The sequence below is a fragment of the Duganella radicis genome, assembly GCF_009720825.1.
In the GTDB taxonomy this organism is placed as follows: Bacteria; Pseudomonadota; Gammaproteobacteria; order Burkholderiales; family Burkholderiaceae_D; genus Rugamonas; species Rugamonas radicis.
In genome coordinates this window covers 13,303-26,252 of sequence record NZ_WNKY01000029.1, presented here as the reverse complement: position 1 = coordinate 26,252, position 12,950 = coordinate 13,303, and the positions used below count along the sequence as shown (strand labels likewise).

Genomic DNA, 12,950 nt, shown 5'->3' with positions numbered 1-12,950 from the left:
CCTGGTCTCCTTTATGTCGGCAGGCGCAGCAGCACGCGCGTGCCGTGGCCCGGCGTGCTGTCCAGCGACACCTGGCCTTGCATCAGATTGATCATCATGCTGTGCACACTTGCCAGCCCCAGGCCCATGCCGGTCTGGCCCAGTTGGGTGGTATAGAACGGATCGAACACCTGCGCCAGATGCTCGGCCGCGATGCCGCAGCCATCGTCTTCCCAGCGGATCAGCACCATGCCGCCCACCACTTCGGCCGAGACCAGGATGGCGCCCTGCTTGCGGTCAGTGAACGCGTGCTGCATGCAGTTGTCGAGCAGGTGCTGGAACACGAGCTGGCAGGCGCCCGGATAGCCGGTCATCCACAGGTGTTCCGGCGTCACCACGCGGATGCTGATGCTGCGCGATTTCAGCGTATGCGCCCAGCTGTTGCGGAAGAAGTGCAGCCGCTCGCTGAGGTCGAAGTAGCAGGCGCTTTCCTGCGAGGGATGCACCGACAGACCCTTGAAGCGCTCCACCAGTTCGCTGATTTGGAGCAGCGCCCGCTCGACCAGGTCGCCGCCCTGGGTGACGCTGTCCAGCAAGCCGGACAGCTGGCTGCGGCGCAGGCTGTTGGCCGTCAGGTCGCGCCGTAGCTGCTCTGCCTGTTCGGTGATGGCGCTGGCCGCCACGCGGGCATTGCCCAGCGGCGTGTTCAGCTCGTGCGCCATGCCTGCCACCATCCGTGACAGGCTCAGCTGCTTTTCCTGCCGCATCAGCGATTGCAGCGCTTGCGACAATTCGGCGCTGCGCTCGCGCACTTTCTGCTCCAGTTCATCGTGCGCCTCGCGCAGTTCCTGGTTGCGTTGCATCAGCGAGTTTTCCAGCACCGTGCCGTGCTGTGCCAGCAGGGCGTTCTGATGCAGCAGTTGCGGCCTTTCCATCACCGCGTTCAGGGTGGCGCCGAGCGAGTTGGTCAGTTCGCGCTTGTGGCGGCGCTCGTTGGCCACCTGCGTCATGCAGGCTTGCAGCGCGCGGTCGAGATGGCCCCAGCGGCGGCCGTAGCGGCGTATCGCCATCAGGCTGAGGTCGCGCAGGCGCGAGGTGTGGAGGGCGTCGCTTTCCAGCCAGGCGTCGTAATCGAGCAGGGCTTGCCATGCGGGTTCGCGCTCGCCGTCCACGCACTGGATCAGCAGCGAGCACAGCTCTAGCCACGGTTCCCAGTAACCGTCGTGGCCGAACTGATGGTGCAGCTGCCGCATGTAGTGGCGGCAGTCGCCGGCCTGCTCGCGCGCGGCGCAGACCACGCTGAGGTTGAGCAGCGCCAGGCACTCCTGCGAGCGCAGCCGGTGCGTGCGCGCCATGTCCAGCACCTGCATGCGCCGCGCCATGCAATCGCGCCAGTGCGGCTCGGCTTCGGGACGGTCGATATTTTCCAGCGCCATGTAATACGAGGACGAGGCCGAGTAATCGAGCAGCATGGTGTGGATGGCCGGCGTCAGCATGTCCGGCGCGGACAGCATGTCGTCGCACAAGGCGTGCAGTTCTTCGTGCATCTCGGCGCTGAGCATGACGCGGCAGCGCGCCGCCCGCGTCTGCACCGCCAGCGCCGGCAGGCCGCAGCGCTCGTACAGCTCGGCCGCCCGGCGCAGCAGCTGGAAGGCTTGCAGTTCCAGCGCCTGCGATGCGTTCAACCGGCTGGGGGCCAGTTGTTGCAGGGTGCTGGCGAGGTGCGTCAGTTCGTGAGCCATCGCGTATTCGCGCAGCACGTGAAACTGCGCTTCTGCGTCATGGACGTCGCCGGGGGCGACGGAAAGCGGGACTTCGGACTCGGACATGGGCTGCCTCCACAGCAGTGTGTGCTGCCTGTCCAGTATCCCACAAGCTTGCTGGCGATGGATGACATGTGTTTCATTTCGGTGATTTTTGCGTTTGCAAGCTTGTAGGATTGTCAATGAACAATCCGGCATTACAGGGGCTGCGTGCCGTTGCTGGCGGCCGTGCCCTTGCCCTCGCCGTTGCCGGATGCCGAACCGCCGGCGCTCGCCGATGGCTGTACCGCGGTCGCCGCATCCGCAGTGCCGCGGGTGCCGCTGGCGGCGGCTTGCTTGCTGCCCTTGGTGGTGTCGGAGGCGGTTGCCACGCTCGACTGGGCATAGCTGCGGCTGCTGTCGGCCTGGGCCCTGGCGCCATCGCGTACCGGTGCGGCGCTGCCGCGTGCGCCTTGCAGGGCGTTGCCGGTGACTTGGCCGATGTCGCCACTGTCCGCGTTGGCCGAGGCTTGTGCGTTGCCGCTGCCGCTGCCACTGCCACTGCCCGTGACGCCGCTCAGCAAGCCGCCCTGCCTGGCCGCCGGGGCGGACGTGGTCGTTGGCGCCGGCGTCGGCGTGACGGATTGCGCGTTGCTGTTTTCCTTGCTGGCGTTGCGGGCGGGGCGCAAATTGTCGGTGTTGATCACGCTGCCGCCGAAATTGCTCATGCCGCTGAGCTGGCCACCGAAGTTGCCGGCGCCGCCGATCATACCGCCGACCGCGCCGCCGCGCCCCAGCAATTGTGCGTGGGCCGAGCAGGCGGCACCGATGGACAGGACGATCAGCAGTTGTTTGGCGAGGGTGATGTTTTTCATGATGTTCTCCTTGGTATCCGTCGCAGACCATCTGCGACGCTTACAAGGAAAACGCTTGGGCCCGCCGGTTTAATCCATGGCCCTGAAAAAAATTTTAAAAATTAGCGAAACCCCGATGGATCGGTGCGATACGCCGCACCAAGCACACCATAGCCCACCTCGGGATTTGGCACTCCGGACGCATTGCCCGAGGCATTTTTCGCCGCCTCGGCGAGCGCCCGCTGGGCGCCGGCAGGCGAGGGCTGACGCAAGCCATCGGCCAGCAGCGCCGCCACCACCGGCGACGCGAACGAGGTGCCGCGCACCGTGCGGTAAGGCGGGTTGCCGATGGCGGCGCTGACCATCTGGTTGCCCGGCGCGGCAAACATCACTTGCGGACCGCGCGCCGCTTCCGGAAGTGGCTGGCCGCGCTTGTCGACCCCGCTCACGCCGACCACGCCCGGATAGCTGGCCGGATACAACGGCGGCGCCGCCGGACCATCATTGCCGACCGCCGCGACCAGCAGGTGGCCGCGTTTGACCATGCCGGCCACCACCCGTTCCAGTATCTGATTGGGCGGCCCCACCAGGCTCAGGTTAATCACCGCCACCTGTTCGCGTGCCAGCCAGTCCAGCGCCGCCGCGATGCGCGCGGCCGAGCCGCCGGTCGCGCTGTCGCAATAAATATCGGCCGCATACAAGACCGCCTGCGGCGCCACGCCGCGAAAACGCCCGGCGCGACCGACCATCAGCGCCGCCACGGCCGTGCCGTGCGCGCTGGGATGGTCCTTGCCGTCGCAGCCCCACGGCTGGATGCGGGCGCGCTCGAAGACTTCATGCTCGCGCGCGATGCCGCTGTCGACCAGCCCGATCCTGAGCGCGCCGGTCGCATGTGGCAGGGCCGCTTGCGGGTCTTGCGTGCCGCTGGACGGGGGATCCATCGGCTGGGCCGCGCTGCCGGTGTAGACGTGGTTGAAGTCGTACACGCCATCCGGATCGCGTTGACGCAGGCGTTCCAGCATGGCGGCGGTGTCCATCTGCGCGGGCACGCGCAACACCACCGTGGAGGCGCCTGCTTCCGCCTCGACGACGGTGAGCCCGGCCGCGCGGGCGGCGGCCAGACCGGCCTCGCTGGGGGACCACGCCAGTATTTCATGTCGCACCACGGGCTCGCCACGCGGATCGGGCTCCAGCACGTCACGGTGCTGGCGCAGCAGGCTGGCGACCTGTTTCAGGCGCGAGGAGGTCAGGTCGCCAATGTCGGTGCGTTCCAGCAAACGGCCGGTATCGCGCAGCGGTTGCAGGTTGAGCGGCAATTGCGGCAGCTGCACGCCCGGCAAGCGCAACTGGGCGCTGGCATCGGCGGCGCCCAGCAGGCAGATGGAGACAACAATGAGCGGTCGGATTGGCATGATGAGATAGTATAAGCAGAGACTGTATGATGAATAAACGTTTGGGACAGGGATTAAAATCCCTCGCCCGGTCGTTAACCGGATAACCATGATCCAACAAGAGATTGCCGCCTTGCTGCCGCGCCTGCGCCGCTTTGCCCGCACCGTCACCTATCACCGTGAGGATGCGGACGATCTGGTGCAGATTGCGGTGGAGCGGGCGCTGGGCCGCAGTGAACAATGGGAGCCAGGCACGCGCCTGGACAGCTGGCTGTTCCGCATCATGAAGAACGCGTGGATAGACGAAGTGCGTTCGCGCATGCGCCGCGACGCGGTGTTCGCGCCGGAGGAAGCGGGCGAGCACGTGGGCGACGATTACGCCGAAGCGCACCAGCAGCGCATAGCGATCCAGCAGGCGGTGAGCCGCCTGTCGGACGAGCACCGCATGGTGGTGGCGCTGGTGCTGGTGGATGGCTTGCCCTACAAGGAAGCGGCCGAGGTGCTGGAGATCCCCATCGGCACCCTGACCAGCCGCCTGGTGCGGGCCCGTACGGCGTTGCAGGAACTGTTATCCGATCAAGCAAGGAATGTGTGATGAAATTTTCCGATGAAACCCTGATGGCTTACGCGGACGGCGAACTGGACGAGGCCGGGCGCGCCGAGATCGAACGCGCGCTGGAGACCGACCCGGCGCTGGCCGAGCGGGTGGCGCAGCATCAGGCCTTGCGGTCGGACGTGTTTGCGGCGTTCGCGCCCATCCTCGACGAACCGCTGCCGCCGGCGTTGATGGCGACCGCCTTGCCGGGCAAGGTGGCCGACCTGAGCGCGGCGCGTGCGGCACGCGTGGAGAAGACCGCGCCGCGCCGCTGGTCGTGGCCGGAGTGGGGCGCGATCGCGGCCACGCTGGCGGTGGGCGTGCTGGTGGGCGGCACGCTGGGCGGCAACGGTGGCGATGCGGCGTTGGCGGTGGCGCAGGGCGCGGACGGCAAGCTGGTGGCACAGGGACAGTTGGCGACGGCGTTGTCGCGCCAACTGGCTGCCAGCGACGGCGCGGTACGCATCGGCGTCAGCTTTGCGGCCAGGGACGGTGCGCTGTGCCGCAGCTTCGTCACCCACGGCACGGCGGGTCTGGCCTGCCGCAGCGGCAATGCCTGGCAGGTGCCGGTGATGGCCGAGGCGGCAAGTGCGGCGGCGGGCGATTACCGTCAGGCTGGCAGCGCCATGCCATCGGCGGTGCTGGACGCCATCGACGCCCGCATCGCCGGTCCGGCGCTCGATGCAAAAGGCGAACAGGAGGCCTTGCAGCGCGGTTGGCAAGCCAAAGCTGCACATTGATCCTTGCGAATCCATTAAAATTGCCGGTATTCGCACCACAACACAACCAAGGAGACGGGAATGATCGACATGAATCGACGGGGGCTTGCAATCGCCGCTGGTAGCGCTATCACGATGGCGGCCATGGGCTTGCCGGTAATGGCGGCTACGCCCGAGCGCAAGCTGGGTTATGCGATTGTCGGGCTGGGCGGCTACGGCTTGGGCGTCATCATTCCCCAGTTTAAGAACTGCCAGCACAGCAAGCTGGTGGCGCTGGTCAGCGGCGATCCGCTCAAGGCGAAGAAGGTGGCCGCCGAGTACGGCGTGCCGGAGCGCAGCATCTACAATTACCAGAATTTCGACGCCATCAAGGACAATCCGGACATCGACATCGTCTACGTCTGCCTGCCGGTGTCCATGCACGCCGAGTACACCATCCGCGCCGCCGCCGCCGGCAAGCATGTGATGTGCGAAAAGCCGATGGCGGTGTCCTCGGCCGAATGCGAGGCCATGATCGCCGCCTGCAAGAAGGCCGGCAAGAAGCTGATGATCGGTTACCGCTGCCACTTCGAGCCGCACAACCTGGAAGCGATCCGCCTGGCGCGTTCGGGCGCCATCGGCAAGCTGCGCTACTTCCGCTCCGAGCACGGCTTCACCACCGGCAACCCGAACGCCTGGCGCCTGAAGAAAGCCATGTCGGGCGGCGGTTCGCTGATGGATATCGGCATTTACGCGCTGAACGCGGCACGTTACATGACGGGTGAGGAGCCGGTCGCGGTTTACGCCAAGGAAACCACCGACCGCAACGATCCGCGCTTCCGCGAAGTGGAGGACATGATCGAGTTCCAGCTGGAATTCCCGTCGGGCGTGATCGGCTCCTGCATGTCGATGTACAGCGCCAACCAGAACCACATCCTGCTGATGGGCGACAAGGGCCGCATCGACATGGAGCCGGGCACGCGCTACGACGGCAACAAGCTGTGGGTGGGGCAGGACCGCAGTACCCAGGTGACGCCGCCGCCGGGACCGGGCCTGACGCAGTGGGCCGCGCAGCTCGACCATCTGTCGCAGTGCGTGATCAACAACCGCGAGCCTATCGTGGCGGGCGAAGAGGGCTTGCGCGACATCCGCCTGATCGAAGCCATTTACCGCTCGGCGCGCGAGCAGAAGCGTATCGCGCTGGTTTAACGGCGCTGTTCGGCCAGGCGCACGTCCGCCATCGAGGCCACCAGATCGGCGGTGGTCAGGAATTCCTTGAGCGGGAAGCCATCTTCCAGCGCCACCACGGCGCCCTCGGCGATGGCTTGCTCGCCCTCGGCCTTGGCAGGCGTGTGCGGCATGTAGGCGAATTGCGGGAAGCGGGTCTGGCCGCGCTTGGCGATTTCGCCGACGGTGCGCGGCGCCGCGCGCAGCAGGCCGTTGCGCACGTGGCGCTGGCGCTCTTCGCTGCGCTGCTTGAGCTGCTGCGACAACTGCGGAATCTCTTCCGACAACCGGTCCGCTTCGGCCTGCTGGCTCTGCAATTCTTCCTCGCTCAGCGCCTCTTCCCACTGGGTCAGTTTCAGCAGGCCGCGCTTGTGCATGGCCTGGCGTTGCAGGTCGATTTCCAGCGTGGACAGGCGGGTCTTGTACTGCTCCAGCGTTTGCTCGACCACGGCGTCGCCATTGGCGCGGTGCCATTTGTCGTTGAAGTCGAACACCAGTCCGTCAAAGTAAAAATACATGGGCAGGGCGTGCGGGGATTCCAGCACTTGCTGCGGGCTCATGTTCCAACGCTCGGCCAGCTCGGCCAGCGTGAGTGTCAGCGGTTCTATGGTAGGCATGGCGATATTGTCCGATAATGACACTCTCGCAGCAAGGAGTGATGAAGATGATGTTTTTAAAAGTGCCGTTCGCGGAAAAAGATGAAGCCAAGGCGCTGGGCGCGCGCTGGAACAATGAGCGCAAGTCGTGGTACGTGCCGGACGGCAAACCGGTCGAAGCCTTCGAACGTTGGCTGCCGCCGGGCGGCGCCGATTTCGTGCCGGCCGTGGCCAAGCCGTCGCTCAAGTCGCGCCCGGTGATGACGGACTCGTACGCCGGCAAGGCGGTGATCGGCCGCTATTTCATCGATCTGGAGCATGATTGCGATCCGTTCGAGGCTTGCCCGGTATGCGCGCCCAAACTGGCCAGTTCCGGCTGGCAGGGCCACTACGATGATGTTGCAAAGATGCTAAAACCATTGCGGCCGGCATAGGGTTCAATTATTCTCGTGCAATGGATAGCACGACCCTGCAAGCCACCTTCCGCACCGAGAACCGCGCCACCGCCCCGGTGCAGCGCTTTCGGCATCCCGACGATATTTTCGAGGCGCTGTTCCAGAGCGTGCAGGGTGGCGAATCGCACGCCCGCCCGACGCTCGACCTGACGCCGGACTCGCCCTTCCTGCCTTTCCTCGAAATCGGCTACGCCCTGCGTTCCTGCGTGGAAAAGCCGGCGCGGCATGATTATTTGCTGGCGCGGCTGCGTCCGCACCTGAGCGTGATGATCGGCACGCTGCCGGCCAGCATCCTGCCGATGGGCATGCTGCCCAAGCTGGCGCCGCCTGCCGGTTTCCGCAGGCTGGAAGACATCGGCGAGGCCGAGCTGCGCGACTGGCTGATCCAGGAAGGTGGGCTTATCTACGGCGAAATGCAGCGCTTCGAGCTGGAAAACTACTTCGACGCGGTTAAACCCTTGCTGCCGCCAGGCGGCGTGATGGTCGACCTCGGCAGCGGCCTCGGCAAGGTGGTGATGACCGCCGCGCTGACCTTGCCCTTCGTCCGTTGCATCGGCGTGGAATTGCTGAACTACCGCCACCGCCTGGCGCAGGAACGTCTGGTACGTCTGCTGACTTTGGCGCGACAGGGACTGGAAGCCTTGCCCGAACCGCTGACCCTGGAAACCCCGCTGCCGCTGCCATCCGGCGTCATCGCCAGCGGCCGCCATTTGCTGGATCTGGGCTCGCGCATCCTGTTCCTGGAAAATGACATGTTCAAGGTCGATGTGCGCGGCGCCAGCCTGGTGTTCTTGTACAGCACCTGCTTCGGTCCTTTGATGGACGCCATCAGCGAGAAGCTGGCGCGCGAGTTGTCCGAAGGCGCGCTGGTGTCGACCACCACTTATCCGATCAAGCACCCGGCCTTCCGCCTGCTGCAATCGCATGCGCCGGGCACGTTGTCGTGGACCAGCGTGATGATCTATCAACGCATCGGCCCGCAGATGGCGGAACCGGCGGCGGAAACGCGCTACCTGCACCAGCCCGATGCCGATGCCTGGGAGGAACGCGTGCGCGTGGACCTGGCGGCGATGTTTCCTGCTACGGCGTAGAAATCAGCCATTTGCGTGCAGTAGCGATCAGGTTATCGGACAAAGCGCGCGTGAACGGGGTCTGGATATCCCACATATGCCACACCAGCGGCACGTCCAGCCAGTCGCCGGGCGCCAGATCGACCAGCGTGCCGTCGCGCAGCTGCCGTTCGCATTGCTGGATCGGCAACATGCCGTAACCCAGTCCCGCCTCGATAAAGCGCACATAGCCGTCCGAACTGGACAAGGCGTGGTGCGGATAGCGTCCGGTAAAGCCGGTGCGCTGGGCGATGAACCGGGTTTGCAGCGTGTCCTTGCGGTCGAAATTCATCACCGGTGCATGCTGGACAGCCTGCGCCGTCATACCGTCCGGGAACCAGCGGGCGGCAAAGTCCGGCGCCGCCACGCAGAAATAGCGCATGGCACCCAGCGGTGTCACCGTGGTGCCGGGCACCTGGGCGGTTTCACTGGTCACACAGCCGACCACCCGGCCTTCGCGCAGCATGGTCAGGGTGTGCTCCTGATCGTCCAGGCGGATTTGCAGCAGGCAGTCGCCGCTGGCCATCAGCGGCGTGACGGCTTCCTGTAGCCAGGTGGCGGCGCTGTCGGCGTTGACGGCGATGGCGATTTCCGGCCGCTCGCCGGACTCGCCGGGGCGCTTGTCCAGCGCCGCTTCCAGCAGCCGGACCTGGCGGTAATGAGCGATCAAGCGCTGGCCGGCCTCGGTCGGCGCGGGTGGCTGGCTGCGCACGATGAGCAGTTCGCCGGCGCTGTTTTCCAACATGCGGATGCGCTGCGACACCGCCGATTGGGTGATTGAAAGCGCTGCGGCGGCCTTGTCAAAACTGCCATAGTCGATCACCGCGTCCAGCGCGGCCAGTCCCCGGTAGTCTACGCGGCTCATTAGCTTACCTAATATTTGGCAAATAATATTAATTATACTTATCTTTGCATAGGCCGTAATCTGGCGTTTTTCAGCACGGAGAGGGCCATGGAAGTCACAGCTTTTTTGAAAGGAATCGGCCTCGGCGGTAGTTTGATCGTCGCCATCGGTTCACAGAATGCATATTTATTGCGGCAGGCTTTAAAACGCGAATTTGTTTTAACCTGCATTGCGATTTGTATTGTTTGTGATGTGGTGTTGATCGGCGCCGGCGTGGCTGGCATGGGGCAATTGATTATCGAAGCGCCTTCGCTGTTATTCTGGATAAAAATCGCCGGCGCCGGATTTTTATTCTGGTACGGCTTGCGCGCCGCACGCTCGGCTTTGAATCCGGGCGCCATGGCTGCGGATCACAATCACACCGCGCCTGACCGGAGAGCGGTAATTGCCGCCATGCTGGCATTTAGTCTTTTAAATCCCCATGTTTATCTGGACACCGTGGTGTTATTAGGCTCGATAGGCGGTCAGCAGGCAGGCAACGGGCGTTTATATTTTGCTCTCGGTGCGATGGCGGCATCGGTGATTTGGTTTAGTAGTCTGGGCCTGGGAGCACGCTATTTGACGCCGGTGTTTTCCCGCCCGCGTGCTTGGCAAATTCTGGATGCGATTATCGCTGTGATCATGTGGACGCTGGCAATCTCGCTGTTTCTGTAGCGCACATGCTGAAAACTGGCTCGTGCGTGCCAATTTTTAGCATGAAATCGCATACAATGGGGCCGTAACCATGAAACAGCGCCCCGGCGCCGGATGTCAATGAGCGCAGATCCAAGCTATCTCACAGCGATGGTGGTGGAGTTTTCCGCCGATGCCATATTGAGTGCAATACTGATTTTCCTTTGGCTGATGCAGCGTAAGGAGAAACATGCCTTATTCTGGGGCGTGGGCCAGTTGACGGTAATGTCGGGCAGTGTGGTATGGCTGGCTGGCGATTATCTGTTGCCGCTGCAATGGCGTTTATATTTTTGCGCTTTTTGTTTAACCATCGGCATGGCGGGTTACTGGGCCGGCACCCAATTCTTTATCGGCCGCTTACGCGAGATACAAATACGCTGGATGGTGCCAGGTATTTTAATCGCCGGTGCGATATTCAGTTCTCTCTGGACCTCGGATAATAATTGGGTCGCGCCCGGCAGCGGTGCGGCGCTGGGTTTGATGTTGTTGTGGTCGGGCTCGCGGTTAATCGGCGCGGAAAACCGCTATCGATTATTGGGCCTGACCTTGATGGCGCGCGGCGGGTTTAATTTGCTGGTCGCCGCCGCCCTGAATCCGGATGTGCTGGTGATGTGGTTTATCGGCAGCAGCATTCTCAAAGTGCTGTCCATGCTGGGACTGGTGTACGCGGTGCAAGATGAAATCCAGCAACGTTATGCACGCACCATCGACAGCCTCAGCCATGGATTCCTGATCCGCGACCGGCGCGGTTATGTTCAGGTTGCTAATGAACGCTGTGCAAGATTGCTGGGGTTTAACAACGCCCAAGAGTTGATCGGATTGCATGTTTGCGACCTCTTGCCCAACCTCACGCGCGACATGGCCGATCAATATTTCCGCCGTTTTGAAGCGGAAGGCGTGCAGTATCCCATCTCCGACACCGCCATCATGCGTTTGCGAAATGGCAACAGTTTGCCGGTCGAGCTGCTCGGCTCACCCTACATCGAGCGCGGCCAATTATTCTGTCTGGTCCAGCTGCTGGACATCAGCGAGCGCAAAAAGAAGGACGATTTGCTGTATCAGGCCGCCCGGATCGATCCGGTCACCGGCTTCTTCAACCGTCACGCCCTGTCGACCCAGCTGGCGCAGGAGCTGGCCCATGCGGCCGCCGCCGGGCGTGAATGCGCGGTGTTGTTCATTGACCTGGACAAGTTCAAACGCGTCAATGATTCCTTTGGCCACGCCGCCGGCGACGAGTTGCTGCGCACCGCCGCCAACCGCCTGCATGGCCTGCTGCGCCCGTGCGACGTGCTGTCCCGCTTCGGCGGCGATGAATTCATCGTCATCATCCCCGATCTGGCGCCCAACAGCGCCGAACAGATGGCAACCGACTGCGCTGCCGAGATCATCAAGGCCATGGGCCGGGGCTTCGAGCTGTCGTATCACGCCATCAGCGTTACGGCCAGCATCGGCATCGCCTGCTATCCCAACCATGGTGGCGATAGCGATACCCTGATCCGCTGCGCCGACATCGCCATGTACGAGGCCAAGAAAGCCGGCCGTGGCGAGCAATTGATCTTCAACGACGCCATGAACGCCGCCACCAAGGATGGCCTGGTGATCGACGGCGCCCTGCGCGGCGCCATCGAGGCCAACGAGTTTTATCTGGTGTACCAGGCCATCACCAATTCCCACACCGGCAAGCTGACCAAGGTGGAGGCGCTGCTGCGCTGGAACAGCTCGTTGCTGGGGCCGGTGTCGCCGGATCGTTTTATCCCGGTGGCGGAGGACAGCGGCATGATCATTCCGCTTGGCACCTGGGTGCTGGACCAGGCTTGCCGCCAGATGGCGCATTGGAAGCAGAGCGTGCTGGACGATGTCACCATCAGCATCAACGTCTCGGCCTGGCAGCTGGCGGCGCCGGACTTCGTGGCGCTGGTGTCGCAGGCGCTGATCCGCAACGGCCTGTCGCCGCACCAGCTGGAACTGGAATTGACCGAGCGCGTGCTGATCGAGGATGCCGCCAATGTGCAGGCCGTGCTGGCCCAGCTGCGCGCGCTGGGCGTGGGCATTTCGCTGGATGATTTCGGCACCGGCTACTCCTCGCTCAGCTACCTGACCCAGTTCCACCTCAACACGCTCAAGATCGACCGCGCCTTCGTGATGGACATCGAGCACAGCGAGCGCAGCAACAACCTGGTGCATGCCATCATCGCCATGGGCCACAGCCTCGGGCTGCAACTGGTGGCGGAGGGCGTGGAGACGGCGGGCCAAGCCGCCATCCTGGAAAAGATGGGGTGCCACTATTTGCAGGGCTATCACATCTCGCGGCCGATTTCGCCGGACGAGCTGCTGCGTTTTGCCGACGACCGCGCCGGCAGGGCGCCGGCGCCGTACAGCGACTACGCTATTTAGCCGCCTCGGCGGCGGTCGGCACTTTCTGTGCCGCCTCGTCCGCCGTCAGTATCCAGATGCGGTCGATATAGCCCATGCTGTCGATCGTGTAATTCACCACCAGATCCTTGCCGCGCACGGCGGCCGGCATTTCGATGCGGTTGTCTTGGTTGAAAATGCGCGCCGATGGCGACAGCTGGCGCGCCTTGCCGTCCAGCGTGATGTCGGGGAAATAGCCGGGCGTGAACTTGCCGCGCAGGATATGGGCCGGGAAGGGACGGTCGATGGCCAGCGCCGGCAGGGCGGCCAGGGCCAGCAACCAAAACGCAAGGAATCGCCGCATCGCACCTCCTGT

Annotated in this window: 13 protein-coding genes; 7 read left to right on the top strand and 6 right to left on the bottom strand. The window is 63.9% G+C overall.

What is annotated here, in order from left to right; all coding sequences use genetic code 11:
* Nucleotides 1-11: 11 nt before the first annotated feature.
* From GM676_RS21455 to GM676_RS21445, 3 genes are all read right to left on the bottom strand, one after another.
* Nucleotides 12-1,808, bottom strand: a complete 1,797-nt coding sequence (locus GM676_RS21455) for a sensor histidine kinase (protein ID WP_155465973.1) — start codon at nucleotides 1,806-1,808, stop codon at nucleotides 12-14.
* 131 nt (nucleotides 1,809-1,939) lie between these two features.
* The gene (locus GM676_RS21450; RefSeq protein WP_155465972.1) at nucleotides 1,940-2,596 is read right to left on the bottom strand and encodes a hypothetical protein; all 657 of its coding nucleotides are present in this window, start codon (nucleotides 2,594-2,596) and stop codon (nucleotides 1,940-1,942) included.
* Between the two features lie 101 nt (nucleotides 2,597-2,697).
* Nucleotides 2,698-3,987 (bottom strand): S8 family serine peptidase, encoded by a 1,290-nt coding sequence (locus tag GM676_RS21445; RefSeq protein WP_229262808.1) that lies wholly within the window; start codon nucleotides 3,985-3,987, stop codon nucleotides 2,698-2,700.
* Between the two features lie 88 nt (nucleotides 3,988-4,075).
* Here GM676_RS21445 and GM676_RS21440 point away from each other — a divergent pair, with 88 nt between their 5' ends.
* From GM676_RS21440 to GM676_RS21430, 3 genes are read left to right on the top strand one after another with little or no spacing between them, the layout of a single operon-like run.
* Entirely contained in the window at nucleotides 4,076-4,561 is a 486-nt protein-coding gene (locus GM676_RS21440; RefSeq protein ID WP_155465971.1) for an RNA polymerase sigma factor, read from the top strand.
* Entirely contained in the window at nucleotides 4,561-5,301 is a 741-nt protein-coding gene (locus GM676_RS21435) for an anti-sigma factor family protein (protein ID WP_155465970.1), read from the top strand. The genes GM676_RS21440 and GM676_RS21435 overlap by 1 nt, the downstream gene beginning before the upstream one ends.
* A gap of 60 nt (nucleotides 5,302-5,361) precedes the next feature.
* The gene (locus GM676_RS21430) at nucleotides 5,362-6,468 is read left to right on the top strand and encodes a Gfo/Idh/MocA family protein (protein WP_155465969.1); all 1,107 of its coding nucleotides are present in this window, start codon (nucleotides 5,362-5,364) and stop codon (nucleotides 6,466-6,468) included.
* On the opposite strand, the gene GM676_RS21425 is transcribed toward GM676_RS21430, so the two are convergent.
* Nucleotides 6,465-7,103, bottom strand: a complete 639-nt coding sequence (locus GM676_RS21425; RefSeq protein WP_155465968.1) for a hypothetical protein — start codon at nucleotides 7,101-7,103, stop codon at nucleotides 6,465-6,467. The two genes, GM676_RS21430 and GM676_RS21425, sit on opposite strands and share 4 nt — an antisense overlap.
* 47 nt (nucleotides 7,104-7,150) lie before the next feature.
* On the opposite strand from GM676_RS21425, the gene GM676_RS21420 reads away from it, so the two are divergent.
* Both GM676_RS21420 and GM676_RS21415 read left to right on the top strand, forming a co-directional pair.
* Nucleotides 7,151-7,516 carry a DUF5710 domain-containing protein gene (locus GM676_RS21420; protein ID WP_155465967.1) on the top strand — a complete coding sequence of 122 codons (366 nt, stop codon included), beginning with the start codon at nucleotides 7,151-7,153 and terminating at the stop codon, nucleotides 7,514-7,516.
* Nucleotides 7,517-7,536: 20 nt separating this feature from the next.
* Complete coding sequence (locus GM676_RS21415) at nucleotides 7,537-8,628, top strand: class I SAM-dependent methyltransferase (protein ID WP_155465966.1); 1,092 nt, start codon at nucleotides 7,537-7,539, stop codon at nucleotides 8,626-8,628.
* On the opposite strand, the gene GM676_RS21410 is transcribed toward GM676_RS21415, so the two are convergent.
* The gene (locus GM676_RS21410; protein ID WP_155465965.1) at nucleotides 8,618-9,511 is read right to left on the bottom strand and encodes a LysR family transcriptional regulator ArgP; all 894 of its coding nucleotides are present in this window, start codon (nucleotides 9,509-9,511) and stop codon (nucleotides 8,618-8,620) included. The two genes, GM676_RS21415 and GM676_RS21410, sit on opposite strands and share 11 nt — an antisense overlap.
* An 87-nt stretch (nucleotides 9,512-9,598) precedes the next feature.
* On the opposite strand from GM676_RS21410, the gene GM676_RS21405 reads away from it, so the two are divergent.
* Nucleotides 9,599-10,204 carry a LysE/ArgO family amino acid transporter gene (locus GM676_RS21405; protein ID WP_155465964.1) on the top strand — a complete coding sequence of 202 codons (606 nt, stop codon included), beginning with the start codon at nucleotides 9,599-9,601 and terminating at the stop codon, nucleotides 10,202-10,204.
* A 99-nt stretch (nucleotides 10,205-10,303) separates the two neighbouring features.
* Entirely contained in the window at nucleotides 10,304-12,616 is a 2,313-nt protein-coding gene (locus GM676_RS21400) for a putative bifunctional diguanylate cyclase/phosphodiesterase (protein ID WP_229262807.1), read from the top strand.
* Here GM676_RS21400 and GM676_RS21395 read toward each other — a convergent pair.
* Complete coding sequence (locus GM676_RS21395) at nucleotides 12,609-12,938, bottom strand: hypothetical protein (RefSeq protein ID WP_155465963.1); 330 nt, start codon at nucleotides 12,936-12,938, stop codon at nucleotides 12,609-12,611. The genes GM676_RS21400 and GM676_RS21395 overlap by 8 nt on opposite strands.
* Nucleotides 12,939-12,950: the final 12 nt, after the last annotated feature.